At 45.0% G+C, this 20,652-nt stretch carries 21 protein-coding genes; 15 read left to right on the forward strand and 6 right to left on the reverse strand.

Annotated features, from left to right (window positions below; genetic code table 11):
- Positions 1–10: 10 nt before the first annotated feature.
- The 3 genes from OCV50_RS15785 to OCV50_RS15795 form a co-directional block, all read right to left on the reverse strand.
- Positions 11–547 carry an MltR family transcriptional regulator gene (locus tag OCV50_RS15785; RefSeq protein WP_239839316.1) on the reverse strand — a complete coding sequence of 179 codons (537 nt, stop codon included), beginning with the start codon at positions 545–547 and terminating at the stop codon, positions 11–13.
- 50 nt (positions 548–597) lie between these two features.
- Positions 598–1,746 carry a mannitol-1-phosphate 5-dehydrogenase gene (locus OCV50_RS15790; RefSeq protein ID WP_239839317.1) on the reverse strand — a complete coding sequence of 383 codons (1,149 nt, stop codon included), beginning with the start codon at positions 1,744–1,746 and terminating at the stop codon, positions 598–600.
- A 142-nt stretch (positions 1,747–1,888) separates the two neighbouring features.
- On the reverse strand, positions 1,889–3,778 hold the full coding sequence (locus OCV50_RS15795) for a PTS mannitol transporter subunit IICBA (protein WP_261904845.1): 1,890 nt from the start codon (positions 3,776–3,778) through the stop codon (positions 1,889–1,891).
- A gap of 540 nt (positions 3,779–4,318) precedes the next feature.
- Here OCV50_RS15795 and OCV50_RS15800 point away from each other — a divergent pair.
- From OCV50_RS15800 to norW, 4 genes are all read left to right on the forward strand, one after another.
- Positions 4,319–5,188 (forward strand): glycerol kinase, encoded by an 870-nt coding sequence (locus OCV50_RS15800; RefSeq protein ID WP_239839319.1) that lies wholly within the window; start codon positions 4,319–4,321, stop codon positions 5,186–5,188.
- A gap of 256 nt (positions 5,189–5,444) precedes the next feature.
- The gene (locus OCV50_RS15805) at positions 5,445–6,101 is read left to right on the forward strand and encodes a nitroreductase family protein (protein WP_261904846.1); all 657 of its coding nucleotides are present in this window, start codon (positions 5,445–5,447) and stop codon (positions 6,099–6,101) included.
- A 319-nt stretch (positions 6,102–6,420) separates the two neighbouring features.
- Complete coding sequence (norV, locus tag OCV50_RS15810) at positions 6,421–7,896, forward strand: anaerobic nitric oxide reductase flavorubredoxin (RefSeq protein ID WP_261904847.1); 1,476 nt, start codon at positions 6,421–6,423, stop codon at positions 7,894–7,896.
- Position 7,897: 1 nt separating this feature from the next.
- Entirely contained in the window at positions 7,898–9,061 is a 1,164-nt protein-coding gene (gene norW, locus OCV50_RS15815) for an NADH:flavorubredoxin reductase NorW (RefSeq protein ID WP_261904848.1), read from the forward strand.
- A gap of 271 nt (positions 9,062–9,332) precedes the next feature.
- Here norW and gltS read toward each other — a convergent pair whose 3' ends face one another.
- Both gltS and OCV50_RS15825 read right to left on the reverse strand, forming a co-directional pair.
- Positions 9,333–10,559, reverse strand: a complete 1,227-nt coding sequence (gene gltS / locus OCV50_RS15820) for a sodium/glutamate symporter (protein WP_261904849.1) — start codon at positions 10,557–10,559, stop codon at positions 9,333–9,335.
- A gap of 314 nt (positions 10,560–10,873) precedes the next feature.
- A complete protein-coding gene (locus OCV50_RS15825; protein ID WP_032553629.1) occupies positions 10,874–11,230 on the reverse strand; it encodes a YibL family ribosome-associated protein in 357 nt (118 codons plus the stop codon).
- Between the two features lie 184 nt (positions 11,231–11,414).
- Between OCV50_RS15825 and OCV50_RS23315 the strand changes: the two genes are divergently transcribed.
- Positions 11,415–11,606: a hypothetical protein gene (locus tag OCV50_RS23315; RefSeq protein WP_390905163.1), complete on the forward strand. Its 192-nt coding sequence runs from the start codon at positions 11,415–11,417 to the stop codon at positions 11,604–11,606.
- Positions 11,607–11,613: 7 nt separating this feature from the next.
- Positions 11,614–12,156, forward strand: coding sequence for a DUF4344 domain-containing metallopeptidase (locus tag OCV50_RS15830; RefSeq protein WP_390905164.1), 543 nt, complete (start codon positions 11,614–11,616; stop codon positions 12,154–12,156).
- Between the two features lie 89 nt (positions 12,157–12,245).
- On the opposite strand, the gene OCV50_RS15835 is transcribed toward OCV50_RS15830, so the two are convergent.
- The gene (locus OCV50_RS15835; RefSeq protein ID WP_239839325.1) at positions 12,246–12,632 is read right to left on the reverse strand and encodes a tautomerase family protein; all 387 of its coding nucleotides are present in this window, start codon (positions 12,630–12,632) and stop codon (positions 12,246–12,248) included.
- Positions 12,633–12,930: 298 nt separating this feature from the next.
- Here OCV50_RS15835 and OCV50_RS15840 point away from each other — a divergent pair, with 298 nt between their 5' ends.
- The 9 genes from OCV50_RS15840 to OCV50_RS15880 all read left to right on the forward strand — a co-directional run bounded on the left by OCV50_RS15840 (position 12,931) and on the right by OCV50_RS15880 (position 20,639).
- Positions 12,931–13,500: an LON peptidase substrate-binding domain-containing protein gene (locus tag OCV50_RS15840; protein WP_239839326.1), complete on the forward strand. Its 570-nt coding sequence runs from the start codon at positions 12,931–12,933 to the stop codon at positions 13,498–13,500.
- Positions 13,501–13,583: 83 nt separating this feature from the next.
- On the forward strand, positions 13,584–14,213 hold the full coding sequence (locus OCV50_RS15845) for a sigma-70 family RNA polymerase sigma factor (RefSeq protein WP_261904850.1): 630 nt from the start codon (positions 13,584–13,586) through the stop codon (positions 14,211–14,213).
- The gene (locus OCV50_RS15850; protein ID WP_261904851.1) at positions 14,206–14,922 is read left to right on the forward strand and encodes a ChrR family anti-sigma-E factor; all 717 of its coding nucleotides are present in this window, start codon (positions 14,206–14,208) and stop codon (positions 14,920–14,922) included. Before OCV50_RS15845 ends, OCV50_RS15850 begins: the two co-directional genes overlap by 8 nt.
- 72 nt (positions 14,923–14,994) lie before the next feature.
- A complete protein-coding gene (locus OCV50_RS15855; RefSeq protein ID WP_261904852.1) occupies positions 14,995–15,942 on the forward strand; it encodes a YbgA family protein in 948 nt (315 codons plus the stop codon).
- Complete coding sequence (gene phrB / locus OCV50_RS15860; RefSeq protein WP_261904853.1) at positions 15,939–17,336, forward strand: deoxyribodipyrimidine photo-lyase; 1,398 nt, start codon at positions 15,939–15,941, stop codon at positions 17,334–17,336. Before OCV50_RS15855 ends, phrB begins: the two co-directional genes overlap by 4 nt.
- A gap of 28 nt (positions 17,337–17,364) precedes the next feature.
- Positions 17,365–17,796 carry a nuclear transport factor 2 family protein gene (locus tag OCV50_RS15865; protein ID WP_261904854.1) on the forward strand — a complete coding sequence of 144 codons (432 nt, stop codon included), beginning with the start codon at positions 17,365–17,367 and terminating at the stop codon, positions 17,794–17,796.
- A gap of 1 nt (position 17,797) precedes the next feature.
- Positions 17,798–18,511 carry an SDR family NAD(P)-dependent oxidoreductase gene (locus OCV50_RS15870; RefSeq protein ID WP_261904855.1) on the forward strand — a complete coding sequence of 238 codons (714 nt, stop codon included), beginning with the start codon at positions 17,798–17,800 and terminating at the stop codon, positions 18,509–18,511.
- A gap of 2 nt (positions 18,512–18,513) precedes the next feature.
- The gene (locus tag OCV50_RS15875; RefSeq protein WP_261904856.1) at positions 18,514–19,767 is read left to right on the forward strand and encodes an NAD(P)/FAD-dependent oxidoreductase; all 1,254 of its coding nucleotides are present in this window, start codon (positions 18,514–18,516) and stop codon (positions 19,765–19,767) included.
- Positions 19,764–20,639 (forward strand): DUF1365 domain-containing protein, encoded by an 876-nt coding sequence (locus tag OCV50_RS15880; protein ID WP_261904857.1) that lies wholly within the window; start codon positions 19,764–19,766, stop codon positions 20,637–20,639. Before OCV50_RS15875 ends, OCV50_RS15880 begins: the two co-directional genes overlap by 4 nt.
- Positions 20,640–20,652: the final 13 nt, after the last annotated feature.

A 20,652-nucleotide genomic window follows, 5' to 3' on the forward strand; every position in this document is an offset into this window, starting at 1 on the left:
CAAAAAGCGATCACACAATCAGTGCGTTGTCGCGACAAAGAGTATTGATGAGATCAGTAATGGCTAGAACGATGGTCGACTGAACCTTCTGATTGTGGCGCCCCAAAAACATATCGAGCATTGGACCCGACATCGACGCAACCATGTCAGCATCGTATTCAATCGGCATGATCTTTTGAATGGCGTGAATTCGATTTAGCTCAAACAGAACATTAGGGTCAGTGAAAGAAACCTCATCACCTTGAATTTTCGCCCACTCTTTCAAGGTGACAAAAATCTCTAGGTCATCATAGACTTCTTTACTGATGACACCCAAACCTAGCAGCAATTTAGCGCGAACCATGATCTCGCCTAGTGGACCTCCACTGTTAAGGAGAGGCTCAACAACAAACTTCACTGCGGTGTCATCTTTCTGGAATATGCTTTTCAGAACCGTATCTACCGTGTCATCCAATGCATCGTAAGCCGCCATAAAACAAGCATTGGCTGTCGTCGCCTCTGCAAGTGCTTCAAGGAGTTCTGTTTCATGGCTAGGATGTATTGGCATAACGGCTCTGCAATAAGAAAGTGCCACAGAAGTGGCACTTTGATGATTTATCATTTCAATGCTTGGTAAGCTTGTTCCGCTAGTTTAACAACTTCTGAGTCGATATTCAGCTCAGAATAATGCGCTAATGTCTCAGCAAAACCTTTTTCTGCGAACATTGCTTGAAGTTCAACCGCTTGAGGGTCATCTTCATTCTTGTAGTGGAATGCTGCAGCAATTGCTTTAATCAAATTCTCATTTGGTAAGCCGTATTCTAGCGTACCATTCAATGGTTTGACTAGACGATCTTGTGGGCTAAGTTTACGGATTGGTTGACGGCCAACACGGTCAACTTCGTCACGTAGGTAAGGGTTTGCGAAACGACCCAGAATCTTTTGAATGTAAGCTGCGTGAGCTTCAGGATCAAAACCGTAGCGTTTGATCAGCACCGCACCACTTTCTTCCATCGTTGCCGTAACTTGCGCGCGAATCTCATCATTCTCAATAGAGTCTTTAATTGTCTCAAGACCTGCAAGTACACCTAGGTAAGCCGTAACTAGGTGGCCAGTGTTAAGAGTAAATAACTTACGCTCAACAAACGCCATTAGGTTGTCTGTACACTCCATGCCTGGAATGCTTGGGATCTCGCCTTTGAACTGAGTCTCATCCACGATCCACTCGCTGAACGTTTCAACCGTTACCGCTAGAGGGTCTGTCTCACCCGCTTCTGCAGGCGGTACAATACGGTCAACCGCTGAATCAACGAAACCGATGTTCTCTTCAGTGAATGCTTTCATCTCATCAGATAGATGCTCAAGCACTGCCGCTTTAAGCTGGCTAGTACCACGAACCATGTTCTCAGCTGCGATGATGTTCATTGGCGCAGTGTTGCCTGCTGCTGCACGCTTCTCGATACCTTGAGCAATCGACTTAGAAATGATCTTTAATACTGTTGGACCAACCGCAGTAGTGATTAGGTCTGACTCAGCGATGCAGTCAATCACTGCGTCTGTCGCTGAGTTAACTGCCGTTACGTTCTTAACAACTTCAACAACGCACTCTTCGCCAACAATCTTAACTGGGTACTCTTTACGCTCGATTAGCGCATTAACGACTGTCTCATTTACGTCTGCAAAAGTGACTTCAAGACCTGCATCAGCAAGTAACTTACCAATGAAACCACGACCGATATTACCAGCACCGAAATGTAACGCTTTCATAATGTTTAGACCTTTTAACTGTGTAATCTATATAGGTGACGGTTCAACAACTTACTTCTAAACCGTGAGCTATCTAGACTGGGAAAATGAGGCCAGGGGGGACTGGCCTCGTTCACTCAGGAGCTTGACTTAAAGCTTCTTATTATCCGTTTAGAATCTTCAGAACATCCTCTGGATTAGTGGTGTTCTGTAAGCGTTCCACTGCTTCTTCGTCATCAAGTGAATTCGTGATAGCCATCAGTACCATGTTGTGCTCGTCACCTTGAGCGGCAATACCGATTACCATCTTCGCGATATCGTCTTCGTCTTCGCCCCATTGAATACCTTCTGGGTACTGACAGAATACGATGCCGGTTTTTTGTACGTGCTGTTTCGCTTCAATCGTGCCGTGTGGTACTGCGATAGACTCACCTAGGTAAGTAGAAACCAGTTCCTCACGAGCAAACATGCCATCAACATAAGCTGGTGCTACGTTGCCAAGTTTTACTAGTTGCTCACCAGCAAACTTAATCGCTTCATTCTTGTCTGTTGCTTTAAGACCAAGGAATACTGCATCGCTTGTTAGCGCTAGACCTTCTTCTTTAGACTCTTCTTGTGCTGGCGCTGCTGCAGGCGCTGCTTTTGCTTCGCCGCTCTGTGCTTCAACAAGCTCTGCTACTAGGTTGTCGTATACCGCACCATCTAGGAAGTTGCTTAGAGACATATGCATTGCACCAGGAATGGTTTTACGTGCACGGTCTGTTAGGTCTTTGTGTGTAATAACAATCTGTGAATCTGCTGGCAGGTTGTTAATCGCGTAGTTAGTTACTGTGATGTTTAGGCCTGCTGCATCCACTTTCTTACGTAGTAGACCTGCACCCATTGCACTTGAACCCATACCCGCGTCACATGCTACGTATACCGCTTTCACATCTGCTAGGTTGATGTCTGCACCTGTTGCTGCACCTTTAGAAGACGCTTTCATGTCTTTCATTTGTGCAGATGCTTTCTCTAGTGAATCTTCGTCGTCACCTTGTGCTGTTGTTTTAAGAAGAATTGACGCTACGACAAACGATACTGCTGTTGCTGCGATAACCGATAGAATCACACCGATGTAAGAACCTTTAGGTGTCATCAGTAGAATCGCGAAGATAGAACCTGGAGACGCTGGAGAGATTAGACCCGAGCTGAACATTACGTTAGTGAATACACCAGCCATACCACCTGCGATAACCGCTAGAATCAGACGTGGGTTCATTAGAACGTAAGGGAAGTAAATTTCGTGGATACCGCCTAGGAAGTGGATGATAGAAGCACCCGCAGCAGACTGCTTCGCACTGCCTTTACCAAATACCATGTAAGCAAGTAGTAGACCTAGACCTGGACCTGGGTTCGCTTCGATTAGGAAGAAGATTGAACGACCGATCTCTTCAGACTGCTGAATACCTAGAGGAGAGAAGATACCGTGGTTGATCGCATTGTTTAGGAAAAGGATTTTCGCAGGCTCTACAAAGATAGATGCAAGAGGTAGTGCACCCGCTTCAACCATTGCGTTAACACCAGCCGCTAGACCACCGGAAAGTACTTTCACTGCAGGACCGATTGCAAGGAATGCAATGATTGCGCAGATCATACCGATGATACCAGCAGAGAAGTTATTCACGAGCATCTCGAAGCCGCTCTTCACTTTACCGTGAACTGCTTCATCGAATTTCTTGATTGCAATACCACCTAGTGGACCAACAATCATTGCTCCCATGAACATTGGGATGTCCGTACCAACGATAACACCCATTGTTGTGATGGCACCAACAACCGCACCGCGGTCACCGCCAACCATTTTACCACCAGTGTAACCAATCAGTAGTGGCAGCAAGTAAGTGATCATTGGACCAACCATAGACGCTAGCGTTTCGTTAGGAAGCCAACCAGTTGGAATGAATAGTGCAGTAATGAAACCCCACGCAATGAATGCGCCGATGTTTGGCATTACCATATTGGATAAGAAACGACCAAAGTTTTGAACCTTAATCTTAGCTTCTGGTGATAACATAGGTAGAACCCCGTAGTGTATTGGTTGGTCAAATGACCGAAAGTGTGTGCTCAAAAGTTGAGTAAAATCTAACACAAGATTTTGAAAACGCACGTTCGCGCCAATTTAGTGATCCAAATCACATAGGAAAAACAACAAGGAGTTATCAATAATGACTTTGATCACATATTTAAGGTGAATCTAAATTACAACCCCAAATAGATGAGATTAAGTCTCATTTAATGATGATTTAGATCACACTTTACCCCCAGAGGGTAAAAAATAATTAGTGACTTAAATCACACTTTAGACAACACCACTCAATAAAGCACAGATCGCAGGCTAAAAACACAGCATACCAAGTCTAATTTATATGCATCAAAGTGACTTAAAATAGATATTATGTAATTTAATTACACAATTGTCGTGTAGGGACATTTAACTACTAATCAAAGTTACGGTTCTCATATCATCAGGTGTCTACTCTTCTTATGTACAATTAATGATATAAAGAGAACAACGAAATACATCGGATGCCGACGAATCAGAAGAGTGCCCCTTATGACATCAGATAAGCTATCAACATCAGCACTTGCCAAACTAAAAGGTCTAGAGCCCAAAGTTCTTTTTAACCAGTTAAAGAGTGCTGGCTATATTGTACGAAATGAGGATAAGTGGGTATTAACGGAACGTGGCGAAGCGTTCGGTGGAGAATATGTCGAGCACACAAAGTTCGGTCAATTTATCGTTTGGCCTGAAAACCTACTAATCGATACCGCTTCTACTGCTGGAACCACCCTTACAGCGACTCAGCTCGGTCAATCACTTCAACTCAGCGCTAAAAAGATCAATCTATTGCTCAATGAACTGGGTTGGATTCGCCGTGAAGATGATGGATGGCACGTAACGAACACGGGTTTAAAAGTGGGTGGTGAACAAAGAGAAGATAAAGTCAGCAATAATGTTTTTGTGGTTTGGCACGATACGGTGGCCAAGAACAAGCGCCTCAAACAATCTGTGGTTGAGTTTCTAGGTAAAGATGCGGAAAGCCATTCAACGGATGTCTCCTTTTCTAGCTTTAGACAGAAATTCGAAGCCAAGCACCGCACCTTAGATGGGCACTACGTTCGATCCAAGGGTGAACTCATTATCGATAACTGGCTTTATATGGCGGGAGTTGTGCATGCCTACGAGCGACCTCTCCCTATCGCAACTGAAATCGTCAGTGATTTCTATTTACCATCCGGTAAGGTCTATATCCAATTCTGGGGAAGTGACAAAGGCGCAACAGACGCCAAGCAAAAAGAGGCAACGCTGCAAGCTTATAAAGAGCACGGTTTTGACCTAATTGAAATCTATCCCGAGGATATTCCTAACCTCGATAGTGTGCTCCCTCCTCTATTAAGACAATTCGGCATTAAGGCCTATTAAACGACTCCACCCCCTCAGTAACACCAATAATCCAACCAAGCTCACATGATTATGGACAATTTAGTCCATAGTCATTTGAGATCTTCGCTATTTTTCTCTTACTTAAGTTCCTTTATCTTACACCCATCGATTTGAGCTACCGCAGATTCTCGATCATTGGGGCATGTTCGATGACCAGTTAGGTTGTCCGTTTATTGTTGACGTTACTGAACATTAAACCCTAAAACATTTATTCATATAGATACTAGGAGCCAACATGACTCATCCAATCATCAAAGATTTGAACACTCGCTACACTGCTAAAAAATACGATGCTGACAAACGCATCTCTGCGGAACATATGGACATCATCAAAGAAGCGCTGCGTCTATCTGCGTCTTCTATTAACTCTCAGCCTTGGAAATTCATTATCATTGAGAGTGACGAAGCTAAACAACGCTTCCACGACACTTTTGAAAACATGCACCAGTTTAACCAACCGCATGCAAAAGAAGCGTCTCACACTATTCTTTTTGCTCACGATCCTAAGTTCACAAAAGAGAAATTTGCTAAGCGTGTAGATGCTGAAGTAAGTTCAGGCCACCTTCCAGCAGACATGTACGACATGTTCATGGGTGCTTACGCATTCGCAGACATGAATACAGACGAAGAAGGTTTCAACGGCAACTGGACTAAAGCTCAGGTTTACATTGCTTTGGGTAACATCCTACACACTCTAGCGCGTCTAGGTATTGCATCTACTCCAATGGAAGGTGTTGATTCTGCACTGATTGGTGAGAAGTTTGCTGAAGAGCTAGAAGGTCACGTTGTTGATGTAGCACTAGCAATTGGCTACCACAAAGATGGCGAAGACTATAACCACGGCCTGCCAAAAGCGCGCCTAGCATTAGAACAAGTTGTAGAGACCCTATAATTCGTCTCTAAGATACGATCATCGTTCATATAATCGCACTGCTTTATTTGGCCAGACACACGTCTGGCCTTTTTTGTGTCTGGAAAGAAATCAAACCAATCTAACGAAAACATTTCAATCATTCTTACTTCCCAACGTCGCTTACACCCCTAACGCAAAGGGACACATAAGAGTCATAAAGACCCAAAAAACAGCAAAGTCAAAATGACACAAAACAAAAGAAACCATCAAAAATAATCCATTAAAATCAAAAATTTAAAAAGTTGGCACGAGCGATGCAATGTAGACCTTAGAAACATTCATAGAAGGTAGTATCGTTATGACAATTCACGTTAAATCAAATGTCCATTGGGTTGGTATTCACGACTGGGAAACTGAGCACTTCCACGGCAAAGAGTACCATATGAATAAAGGGACAAGTTACAACTCGTACTTGATTCGTGAAGAGAAGACTGTGTTGGTTGACACGGTAGACCATAGATTTACTGATCAGTTCTTGGCAAACCTAGAGATGGAGATTGACCTCAATGAGATCGACTACATCATCTGTCAGCACGCTGAGGAGGATCACTCAGGGGCGCTCTCGGCGCTCCTAGCTAAAATTCCTAACACACCCGTTTATTGTACTGAAGCTGGCGTTAACTCCATCGTTGGTCACCACCACCAGCCCGACTGGAACTTCCGCACAGTGAAGACAGGTGACACGTTAGATATTGGTAACGGCAAACAGCTTATCTTCGTTGAAATGAAAATGCTGCACTGGCCTGACTCTATGGCGACCTATCTTACCGGTGATGAGGTGCTATTTAGTAATGACGCTTTTGGTCAGCACTACTGCGACGAGCGTCTATTTAACGACCAACTCGATCAAGTAGAGCTTCACGAGCAGTGTTTACGCTACTTCTCGAACATCCTGACGCCATTCGCCCCTCTGGTAAAAGCCAAGATAGAAGAAGTGCTGAGTCTTGGTGTGCCGATCGATGTCATCGCCACCTCACATGGTTGCATCTGGCGTGACAACGCAACTCAGATTGTCGAACAGTATTATGAGTGGTCTAAAGCGTACAAAGAAGATCGCATCACCATTGTTTACGACACCATGTCGAACAATACTCGAATGATGGCCGATGCCATTGCCAAGGGTATTCGTCAGGGTAGCCCTAATACTGCGATTAAGGTCTTTAACATTTCGAAGCACGATAAGAATGACATTCTCGCTAACATCTTCCGATCTAAGGGTGTGCTCGTTGGCTCTTCGACTATGAATAACGTCATGATGCCCCAAATTGCTGCACTCCTTGAAGAGATGCATGGCCTGCGCTTCGCCGACAAAAAAGCTGCTGCTTTTGGTTCATCGGGTTGGACTGGTGGTGCCGTCAAACGTATCGACCATCGCTTACGTGAAGCAAACTTTGAGGTGAGCCCACCACAGCACATCCATTGGAAACCAGATACCGATGCTCTGCGTCAGTGTATTGATTACGGTGCGACTCTGGCCGAGGTCTGGAACCAAGATGAGTCATACAGCCAGCCTAAAGTAGTCGAGCCGCAAGCAACCAGATTAGAAGCATCGGACACGCAAACAGACGCACCTGACTCTGAAAAAGTTGAACAACCACTGCCACATGCCGACGACTGTACTTGCTGGCGCTGCACTGTTTGTGAGTGGGTTTACGATCCTAAACAGGGCGAGCCAAACCAAGATGTCGCTCCAGGCACACCTTGGAATCAAGTACCCGATAGCTTCCTATGCCCTGAATGCCACTTGGGCAAAGAAGTGTTTGTGGAGGTGTAACATGGCTCCCATCATTGTTATAGGCAGCGGTTTTGCTGCCTTACAAACCATCAAGATGATACGTAATAGTGACGCTGAACGGCCAATCACGGTGATCACCGCAGACCAAGGGGTGGAATACAACAAACCAAGCCTGTCGCATGTGTTCAGTGAAAAGCAGTGCCCAAGCGATCTTGTCACGCATACGCCACAACAGCTTGAGCAAAAATACCGTGTATCCATGATCACCAATACACGAGTCACCTCACTCAACACTGATGATCGCACCTTGATCACGGAGCATGGTGAGCGTTATAGCTACTCGAAACTCGTATTGGCGACAGGCGCAAACACCTTTGTGCCACCAGCATTGGCAGAGCATCAAACCTCGCTATTAACCATGAACAGTTTGCAAGAGTTCACTCAAGGTCACGAAAGACTTCAAAAAGCCAATACCGTCGCGGTAATAGGGGGTGGACTTATAGGCGTCGAACTCGCTCTAGATCTGCAATCATCCGGTAAGGAAGTGACCATTGTCGAGCCTGCTCCAACGCTACTCGCAAGCTTACTCCCTCGGTTTATTGCAGGAGAGCTAGAAAACGCTCTAACTGACGCAGGTGTGCAAGTTAAGACGCGCTCGCAGATCACGCACATAACAGATAACGGACGAAACAAAACCTTATCGCTTGATGTGCCGACATTCGCCTCAAATGAACAAAAGCAATCTATAGACGTCGATGAGGTGATCGTTGCGGCGGGGCTTAAACCCAATATCGCACTGGCTAAACAAGCCAGTATCGCTACTCAACGCGGCATTTTGGTTAATGAACAGATGCAGACTAGCGCACCGGATGTTTACGCGATTGGTGACTGCGCCGAGATAGAGGGGCAAATACGCGCTTACTTGCAACCGGCTATCTTATCGGCCAATGTGCTTGCGAAGCAGTTGATTGGGCAGCCGAGCAAGCTAGCCTTACCGCACATGATGACAAAAGTGAAAACGCCTAAGTACCCGATACTGTTTTCAGGAACCTTTGGAAAAGATGACCGTTGGGAGGCCAGCATCAAGTCTAATGGTATCGTAGCAAGGGCCTTTGACGAAAACAGTAAAATGGTAGGCTTTGTGGTCACAGGTGAAGAGTCTTCCTCTTCTTTTGCGTTATTTCGTGAATTGCAAACGGCTTAATGCACAACAAGAGTCGAAAAGAAGAAAAAAATGGGCGGTTCAAACCCAAGCTGAACTGCCCAATAATTAACTCAAGAAGAGCGATTCCGAGTTACAAATCTAATGAACCTAAAAGGTAACACGGCTTACGCAATTATGGTGTAAGTGCTTGTAAGCTAGTCACTTAATAATCCCTTACTTTGTTACTGGCTTTGTATTTTAGCTACAAAAAAAGCTCCACGATTAACGTGGAGCTTTTCATTTAAGGGGGCTTGTTTAATCACTAAGCAGATTAACCAATAAACGAAATATAGCCTTGAAGGATGATCAAGTTAACGATATCGATGAAGAATGCACCCACAATCGGTACCACCATGAAAGCTTGTGGCGAAGGACCAAATCGATTCACCAATGAGCCCATATTCATCACTGCCGTTGGCGTTGCGCCCAAGCCAAAACCACAGTGACCACCAGACATTACCGCGGCATCGTAGTTTGAACCCATCACTTTGAACGTTACGAAGTACGAGAACAAACCAAGAACGACGGCTTGCACGGTCAAAATCACTAAGAATGGGATAGCCAGATCAAAGATGTTCCACAATTTCAGGCTCATCAACGCCATAGCTAGGAACAGAGATAGAGACACGGTACCCAGAATATCCACCGTTTCACTGTCTGTTTTGTGCAGCTTCGTCACTTCGAATACGTTGGTGATGAACACACCGATAAACAGTGCGTAAACAAAGTCTGGGATCATCAGCCACTTAATTTCAAAGGTCGATACCCACTGCTCTAAGTACTTAGCACCAGTAATACAGATAAGAAGGATAAACAGAACTTCAATCACCTTCTTGGCTGTTACTTTGTCTTCTTCATACTCGTTGTAAGTCACAAGCTCTGGGAAGCGTTCGTGGGTATGCGTGCCCGTACCGTACTCTGATTCAAGGTTGTTTTTATCAATCAGCTTTTGTGCAACTGGGCTACCAATCAAACCACCGATGATCAGACCAAAGGTCGCTGAAGCCATCGCGATTTCTAGTGTATTGGCAATACCATAAGTATCAGCAAAGGTTTGAGACCAAGCCGCACCGGTGCCATGACCACCCGACAGCGTAATTGAGCCTGCGATAAGACCCATTAGTGGATCTAACCCCAATCCAGTTGCCAAGGTAACGCCCACACCATTCTGAATAATGATGTATACCGATGCGACAGCAAGGAATAGAAATACCTTTGCACCGCCTTTCATCAACTGGGTGTAGTTCGCGGCTAGGCCAACCGTTGCGAAAAACATCAACATAAATGTGTTTTGCAACGGTAGAGAGAACTCTAAATCAATGCCGTTGAAATGAAGACCTGTGATTGCAAGCGCGACAAGCAAGCCACCAACAATGGGCTCTGGGATATTGTACTTTTTAAGAACTGGGAGCTTCGCGTTAACAAAATGACCTAGAAACAAAACGCTTATCGCGATTAGGAAAGATTCTAGTGGCCCTATTGAAATTAAATGATTCATATCACCTCTATATTTTTACGTTCCTCATCTTCCCTAATGAGTCTAGTTTTATCTGTAGTTTTTGGTGCTGCTCTACCTGTGTTTATGCAAATGGTGAGATAGTGAGTTTATAAAACGCTCCACAATAGAGCGAAAGACAACCAAGATGTTAGTCCTAGGTCAAATTTGACGAGGTTTAGGGTGTTTTGTGACCATAATCACCTCGAAAATTCACGACAACATTTGGTAACTTTTAGTATTAACCATCGTTCTGGAAACCTAAAAAAGCAAAAAGGAGCTATTAATAGCTCCTCTTTCATTACCAGCTTTGGCAATTAGAATTTTTTCGGTGCGTAACCAGTCATAACCTCTAGACGAAGCTCTTTGCCGATCTTTGTCATTGGGTGAACAACTACAAGTCCCTTTACAGACTTTTTCAGTTTGCCCATATCCGCTTGCTCAGCTTTGGTAATTTCACGGCTAAAAGGCATATCTAGCAATGCTTTACGCTCTTTGTTTACGTCGTAGCTTTGCTTGTGTTTCAGCTGTGCAATTTTCTTGGTTAGCTTTTTAATTTCGTCTTCAAATTGACGAACAACGGGACGATCATTACGAGCCTTAGCAGCCGCTAACTTGTGGCGACACTTGTCTAGACGGTTGTTAATTTGTTGAAGTTCGTTTTTAGCACTCATAATAATTTCCTAAAATTAAGCAAGCCAATGCGGATTGGGGCGCGGAGTATAGCACAAGGGTTGACTCGAACCGAAATTTATCTGCTAAATACACTCCAAGCTAAATATAGCCTACACTCACAAACGATCGTTAGACTCTAAATTTCGACACTAGAGCTCAAAAACAGAACAATAGGAAGTGAATATGCAAGCCATCAGGAAGACTGTGACTCTCGGTTTTATGACATGTGCGCTACTTGCCACCCCTTATGCGTCATCAGAAACGCGACTCCCTGATAACATCACCATCGAATATCTAAAACCCACCAACCAACAAGACTCGAACATTAAAAAAGCCATTCAAGACGCCGTTGGTGATTCGATATGGTGGAAATGAAGGCCCAATGTATGACCCAAGTACGCATGTCGTTCATATGCCATACACCTTCTACGCAGAGTCGGCGAACTACTACCGTAAAAACAAGTATCAAGAGAAGTATGACAAGTCACCTGAAGCGGGAGCCGTCGATACTTTGCTGCATACACTTCTGCATGAAGCGGCCCATGCTTACATCTACGATCACAAGATACCGGTGTTAGGCAAAGAGGAAGATGCCGCCGACAACTTTGCGACTCTCATGTTGATTGATTACATTGAACATGGCGCTGACGCGGCAATCAGCGCAGCCGATCTATTCGCTTATGAGTCTGATGATCGACCTGAATACTACGATATGGGGGACTATATCGACGAGCACAGCTTCGATCTCCAACGTTACTTTTCGACACTCTGCCTCGTTTACGGCAGCGATCCAGAAAGTCACAGCAATCTGTTAGATGAAGTTGAAAATGACTACTTAAAAGATCGCAAAGAATTTTGCATCGAAAACTACGACACTCTAAGCACCAATTGGCATCACTATTTAACCACCCCAACAGACGATTAAATTCATCACATTAAGTATCAAACCAATAAGCCTTGAGCGACGTGTTTGACGCTCAAGGCTATCAAAGATGCACAAGCTATTAGTAACGTTTAGACATTGATTTTATATTTTAGGTCTTGGGCTTCATCGCCCGTCATACCGCGAAAGCCCCAGCAGTGTGACGGCTGTTCTTTAATGGTGATCTCGATATCAATAGGTGACAATCCCAACTGGCGTTCAACCTCACTGAAAATGGTCTTGATGAGTCGCTTTTTCGTCCCTACTGTGCGCCCTTCCATCATGTTGATCTCAATAACCGTATAAGCCTCAGTACGACCTTGAGGGAAAAAGAAATCTTCTTTATCTAAAGGGACAAAACGGTGCGCTCGTTTATCGTCAGGTAAACCTAACTCTCGGTTTAAGCACTGTTGTAATACGTCTGACAACTGCTGCTTAATCGGGTTTATGTGTTCCTTAATTCCATAAATTACAATCATGACCATTCCTTGGATTTCGATGATTTGAGTACGTTCAACGAGTTCTAAAACTATGCTACGAGTCTGTATCAACCACATCACACATACTACGCAATAATCTCTATAAAAGAGAGTGTCATTGCTTCTTTTCTAGACAGCTCTAACAGAATGCTCGATGCCCAGTCATTCTCCATGAACTGAATACTATGGCAGTTTGATCGAAAATAAATAGCCCAGCGTATACCAATAACAACCTCTCTTTCAGCACTACGGATGATTAAGAAAGAGCATCTTTATTATTTATTGGGGCAGGCTTTCAATGGAAACAAAAACTGACTACGCAATCTTCCCATTGCCACTCTTCATTCTCCCCGGCGGTCGACAACGCCTGAGAATTTTTGAGCAAAAATATCTCACCATGGTAGCGCAAGCTGCTCAAGGGGACGGTTTCGTCATTGCAACTCACGACAATCGCAACAACAGCCCACTCAAAGACTGGGGCACTAAGGTAAAAATTGTCGACTTCAATCTGTCTGACGACAAGCTACTCGAGATCGACGTAGAAGGTGAGTACTTGGTAAAGCTATTCAACGCTCGAAGAGACGAAACAGGACTCTTGAAAGGCGATTTTGAGACCCTTCCTCACTGGCCAAGTCTGGACTGCCAGCTTCCTCCTGTGTTTAGCGATTTTTTAGTGCAGCTATTCAGAGAGCATGATGCGATCCGAGAACTCTACCCCAATACGAATTTTGAAGACCCACAGTGGATTTGTGCTCGACTTCTGGAAGTCATGCCGCTACCGATAGAAAAGAAAATACGCTTTACCTCTCCATCAAGTTTTCCTGCGCTGGTTCCTTTTTTAAATCAGATAATTACTGGGCAAGAATAACAAATAATTTTTTTCTTTTTGTTTGATCCAAACATCACTTTCTTCCGTATTACTCCTCAAACCCGGATGAAGGTTAGTCTATTATGCAATTAGGTAAAGTAAAAAACGAAAAAGCCAAGGAGTCTGTCATCGTACCCGACAGTAAAGTGCCGCCAGAGTTATCCAGCTGGCTAGTTTTAGTTGCATCTCATCGAGACAAGCAAGCGTTCACACGTCTGTTTCAGTTTTTCGCACCCAAAATCAAACGTTTCGGCATCAATAAGTTGGGGAGCGCAGCCTCTGCCAATGAATTGGTCCAAGACACAATGACCAACGTTTGGAAAAAAGCGCACCTCTACAATAGTGAGAAAGGGGCTGCGACGACTTGGGTCTACACGGTAATGCGAAACGCAGCATTCGACATGTTACGTAAGGTCAAAGCAAAGGCCGAGCAAAACATCGCTGATGACATTTGGCCCATCGATGCGGCTTTATCTGAAGCGAGCGATGACGAAAGCGAGTACAGCGATCATTTAATGAGTCGACACGTTCGCAATCAAATAGACAAATTGCCACCCGCGCAGAGAACCATCGTTGAAGGGGTTTATTATCAAGAGCTGTCTCAAGAACAATTGGCGCAGCAACTCGGAGTGCCTCTCGGCACAGTGAAATCAAGACTGAGACTCGCACTCGCCAAGTTGAAGCTTCATATGGGAGAACAGAACCATGATTAAACATCACCCAACTGCGGAAATACTCAAAGACTTCGCCACTGGAGAGCTTCCAGACTCTCTCTCTTTGATCGTATCGAGCCATGTAGAGATGTGTGAACAGTGCCAAGCCGAAGTTATGCGTCTAACCGAGCTCGCTGCATCCGATAGTTTTGGTTCAGATGAAATCATCGCTGATGAGCTAATTGAAAATCAGGTTAATGCGGTTTTACATGGCAATGATGACATTAATTCTGCCGACTTCGACATGAGCTTAATTGACAGCATCACTGCGGATGAACAACTCGATGTCGTTGTTGCGAGTGAAGAACGCTCACCACAACGAATAAAAGTCGCCGATACAGAATTCGAATTACCACGTGCTCTAAACCAAGTGGTGAGAAAAGACTGGCTCAACCTAGGCAAGATCTCACGAGCTCGACTCGATTTTGAAGATGGCGACCATCACACCAGTCTTCTGCACATCGACAAAGAAGGCGCTGTACCTTGCCATACCCACAAAGGCTTTGAGATCACCCTGCTTTTAGAAGGCAGTTTTGAAGACGAAATGGGTGAATACCATAAAGGCGATTTCATCTGGTTGGATGGTGAACATACTCATCAACCTTTCACTAAGGAAGGATGTGTGTGTCTGACGGTGTCAAGCGATGCTCTATACTTTACAAAAGGTGTGAGTCAATTATTTAACCCAATTGGCAAATTCATTTATTAATGATTGAAACAAGTTAATAAACACACCATCTTATATACAACGTCTTGAGTAATGTTTAAAAGGATTTGACCTATGAACAAAAAAATAAAAATCGGCATCAGCGCTTGTGTTGCAGGACACAAAGTTAGATTCGATACGGGTCATAAACGCTCTCGTTTCTGTACCGACGACCTAGCCGACTACGTTGAGCTAGAGCCAGTGTGTCCAGAGATGGGAGTCGGGCTTCCAACGCCCCGCCCTACGATTCGCCAAACCAGAATGTTGGATGATGTGATTCACGTGTCTCGTCCAGACGGTACTGGTGACGTCACCAACGAGCTCATTGAATATGGGCAAAACTATGCGAAAAATAACGAGCATATTGCCGGTTTTATCGTGTGCCAAAAAAGCCCGACATGCGGCATGGAACGCGTAAAAGTGTACCATCACCACGGCCGTGGCTCTGAATCGACAGGCATTGGTATGTTCACCAAACAGTTGATGGATCATAACCCGCTGTTACCGATAGAAGAGAACGGTCGTTTGAATGATCCGATTCTTCGCGAGAACTTCATGACTCGCGTATTCACATATCAGAAGTGGCTCGACTTGGTCGATGAAGGCGTTACCAAGCACAAACTTATCCAGTTCCACAGCGCGCACAAGTACCTTGTAATGTGCCACCACGTCGAAGGCTATAAAGAGCTCGGTAAACTTTTGGGTGAAAGTGATCTGGAAATTAACGAGCTCGCTGAACGCTATATCGAAGGGCTAATGACAGCGCTGCAACATCACGCCAATCGTGGTACGCATGCCAACACACTTCAGCATTTGCAAGGCTACTTCAAAAAGCAGCTTAGCAGTACGCACAAGAAAGAGCTGTCACGCCAAATCAATGATTTCCGTGAGGGTGTTATCCCGTTATTGGTGCCTCTAACGCTGATCAATCACTACTTGATGGAGTACCCGAACGAGTACTTACAATCACAAGTTTATCTGAACCCGCACCCACAAGAACTTAAGTTGAGATACGGATATTGAGCACTCTACTCTGGATACGACGCGACCTGCGCGTTCATGACAATCCAGCTTTGATCTCTGCAATTGAAAACGGCGCTACTCACGCCGTTTTTATTTCTACACCTAAACAGTGGCAGCAACACCACTTAGCACCGATTAAAGCGGACTTTATTTATCGTCATTTAACTTTGCTTTCGGAGCAGCTCGCCTCGTTGGGCGTTGAGCTTGTTCATTTAAAAGCAACCGATTTTACCGACCAAGCAAGCACTCTTGCCCGTTACTGCCACGCGCATAGCATTACCGAAGTAGTTGCCAACTCTGAGCCAGAAGTAGACGAGCAGCAGAGAGACGAAGCGGTTCGCGATCTCGGTATCCCATTGACCATCTTTGATTGCGACACCATAGTTCCTGTTGGGCGAGTTCTCAACCAACAAGGCGAAATGTTCAAGGTGTTTACTCCTTTCAAAAAGGCTTGGCTCAAATACGTTCAAGGCTCTGGTATTGACTGCGCCCATTATCCGAAAGTTGCGTCAGAAAACGCACAACCCAAACTAGACACCTTATCCCGAGAGTACGATTTTGACTTCCCGAGGGAGGACTCCTCCCGCTGGCCGTTAGTCGACAATGTACTGGGTCAAGTCGTGCCGCAATTTCTCGCTGAGAAGCTTTATCACTACGCAGAAAATCGAGATATCCCATCAATAAAAGGGACCTCTGGGCTTTCACCCTATCTTGCCATTGGCGCTATCAGCCCACGCTGGTTAGCCATTCAACTGATTCAAGAACACCCGGAACTTTTGGTCGATACTCAATGTGCTGAGTTTTCTTGGCTCAACGAACTTATCTGGCGTGATTTTTATAAGCACCTGATATTTCACCACCCAAGGTTGGTTAAGGGTGAAAACTTCCAAGAGAAATACAACGGCCTCACTTGGCACAACAATCAAGATGACTTCCAGCGTTGGTGTGAAGGCAAAACCGGCTACCCATTGGTGGACGCTGCCATGCGCCAATTGCTCGAAACAGGATGGATGCATAACCGCCTGCGAATGGTGGTTGCCAGCTTCTTAACCAAACACCTGTTAATAGACTGGCGTTGGGGCGAGCGCTTCTTTATGGAGCATCTTATTGATGGTGATTACAGTGCCAACAATGGTGGGTGGCAGTGGGCTGCGAGCACCGGCTGTGATGCACAACCTTACTTTCGAATTTTCAACCCGATCACGCAGAGTGAAAAGTTTGATCCTAAAGGAGTTTTCATCCGTAAGTATCTTCCAGAGCTGCAAAACATTCCCGATAAAGACGTGCATTTCCCGCACACATTCATCGCTAAGAGTGGACAAAACAGTAGTTATTGGGGACCTGTCGTTGAGCACAAAGAAGCACGATTAAGGGCCCTAGATTTTTATAAATAGCACGACAGATGGAAGTGAGAGTGAACCCATGGAAAATTCACGATGGCTAGATAATTTTCTTGATATGTATAGGCAGCTGGGTACTGAAGACTTTGGTGCACTCCAAGATGTATACCACCAAAACGTCCTATTCAAAGATCCACTTCATCAAGTAGATGGGCTAGACGCACTTACCCGTTACTTTGAGAACATTTACACCAATGTAGCTAGTTGCCACTTTACTATTGTCAGTACATTTAAATCGGGTGAGGAAGCAGCTGTCTATTGGTCGATGGAGTTTACACACAAGCAACTCAATGGACGCAAGCCTATCACCGTTGAAGGGCACTCTCATTTAAAGATGAAAGACGATCTGGTGATTTATCATCGAGATTATCTTGATGTGGGCTCCATGCTCTATGAGCACATCCCAGTTCTTGGCTGTGCGATTAAATCCATTAAGCGAAGAGCGAGTCAATAGCATGAGAATCCTCATTACAGGTGCTACCTCAGGCATCGGTCGCGATTTAGCAATCAAATATGCTCAGCTCGGGCACTCCGTTATCGCCTGTGGTCGCAGCCAAGACAAACTCGATTCATTAACGAGCGAACACAGCAGTATCGAACCACTGTGCTTTGATCTTTTGGATTACGAAAACTATCCGAACATCGGTTCAGATAAAGGCCTCGATATGGTCATCTTGAACGCAGGTGATTGCGAATACATCGATGACCCCATTAACTTTGACGCAAAGCTGTTTGAACGAGTGATAAACATCAATTTGGTTTCCATCGGTTATGCGTTAGAAGCTTGGCTTAAATCTATTAGGCCCGGAGGGAGAGTTGTCTTAGTAAGTTCCAGTGCAGGGTTCTTGCCGCTACCAAGAGCAGAAGCCTATGGCGCTTCTAAAGCTGCACTTACTTATTTAGGCCGAACGCTCGCCGTCGACCTCGCAGCACACAATATCCACGTATCTCTCGTTCACCCTGGCTTTGTTGACACCCCACTAACTGAGCGAAACACGTTCTCTATGCCTATGATTATAAGTAGTGAACAAGCCGTTCAAAGAATCATCAGTGGACTCGAACAAGGAAAGAGCGAAATAGATTTTCCTCGCAGGTTTATCTTCATCATGAAGTGTCTGCGATTTTTACCTCAGTCGGTTTGGCATAAGCTTGCCTCAAGGATGGTATAACAATGAAAAAAATTGCCATTATTGGCTCCGGAATCTCCGGACTCACTTGCGCACACGTATTAGATAAACACCACGACGTCACGGTTTTTGAGAAAAATGATTACGTAGGTGGGCACACCGCCACCGTCGATATTGAACACCAAGGCAAGGCATTTTCTATCGACACAGGTTTTATTGTTTTCAATGATCGCACCTACCCCAACTTTAACAAACTGCTAGAGCAACTTGGCGTCGATCGCCAAGAGACAGAAATGAGCTTCAGCGTTCATAACACTGGCACTCAGTTTGAATACAATGGTCACAGCATCAACTCGCTGTTTGCCCAACGAAGCAATGTCTTCAAGCCACAGTTTTGGACCCTGATTCTCGAGATCATTAAATTCAATAAGCTGTGTAAAGAACGCTTTCAAAACAATCAGTTTACCGAGGATGAAACCCTAGGCGACTTCCTAAACCATTACCGTTTTTCCGACTTTTTCAGCCAGCACTACATACTGCCTATGGGGGCCGCTATTTGGTCGACAAGCTTGGAAGAGATGGAGCAGTTTGAGCTTAAGTTCTTTATCCAATTCTTCTTCAACCATGGGTTACTCGATATCACCAACAGGCCACAGTGGTACGTGATTCCAAAAGGTTCACGCTCCTATGTCGACGTTATCCTATCTCGCTTATCTAAACCCGTTCAGCTCAACAGCCACATCAAACAGGTGACCCGCTACGAAAGCGAAGTTGCCATTGAATTTGAATCCGGTGATGTAGAAACATTTGATGAAGTGATCTTCGCTTGTCACTCTGATCAAGCACTGGCGCTATTAGGCGATGCCACAGAACAAGAGCAAGCGGTGTTGGGTGAGATCCCATACAGTCGCAACGAAGTGGTGCTTCACACAGACACCAAGCTGTTACCAGACCGTAAGCTTGCATGGGCAAGTTGGAACTATATGTTAGATGGCAACAGCCAACGACCAGCTTGTGTTACCTATAACATGAACATCCTGCAAGGCATTGAAGACGAAACCACCTTCTGCGTCACCCTCAATCAGAGAGAAGCTATCAATCCAGATAAAATCATTCGTCAGTTTATTTATCATCACCCAGTACTCAACTCCAACACCGTTCAGGCACAACAGCAGCGTGAAACCATGTGCGGGCACAATCGCACTCACTTTGCTGGTGCTTATTGGTATAACGGATTCCATGAGGATGGCGTACGCAGCGCTCTCGACGTCACCAAGCGCTTTGGGTTAGGGCTATGAGTACGGCAACTCGCCATTTCGATGAAAACACAGAGCGCAGTGGTATCTACTGGGGCAATGTAAGGCACCGCCGTTTTGGTGCCATTACCCACGAGTTTAGCTATCAGCTCTATATGATGGGTCTCGATTTAGACGAGGTTGAGCAAACAACCGCGCGCAGCTTTGTATTCGGGACTCGTTGGTTCAACCCAATCCGGTTTGTTGAGTCAGATTATGTGCCCGAAAAAACCTTCGATGGAAATAAGACGTCAAACAACTATGAATCGCAAAACAGCGACCAAACGTTAAACCGCAGTGAACCAAAATCTCTAAAGCAGCGTATAGCACTCAAAGTGAAATTACTGGGCGGGCATTGGAGCGAATCTAACCGCGTCACTATGCTCGCACAGTGCCGTTGTTTCGGGATTTATTTCAGCCCAATCAACTGCTTCTTTTGCTTTGATGAAAACCTGGAGTGCCGTTACATGCTTGCAGAGGTCAGCAACACGCCTTGGCGCGAACGACACTACTATTTGATCGATATGCAGCAAGAATTGAAGGCAAAGAAAGATTTCCATGTGTCACCGTTTATGGATTTAGACATGACTTATCACTGGAAGATTAAGCCTCCATCTCGCCGCACTTTAGTCCATATTGAGAATCACAGGGACGAGCAATACCCCGGAGACAAAAAGGTGTTTGACGCCACGCTGGCATTAGAGAAACAACCGATGACTGCCAGTGGTATCCGACAAACGCTAATGCGAACTCCGGCTATGACCGTTAAGGTTGTGCTAGGCATTTATTACCAAGCTTTGAAACTGTTCATCAAAAAGGTGCCCTTTATCTCGCACCCAGACTCAGTATCTAAGCCACCACAATACAAGAATTAACTAAGACGAGAAT

It is taken from the genome of Vibrio fortis, from assembly GCF_024347475.1.
GTDB classification, from domain to species: Bacteria; Pseudomonadota; Gammaproteobacteria; order Enterobacterales; family Vibrionaceae; genus Vibrio; species Vibrio fortis.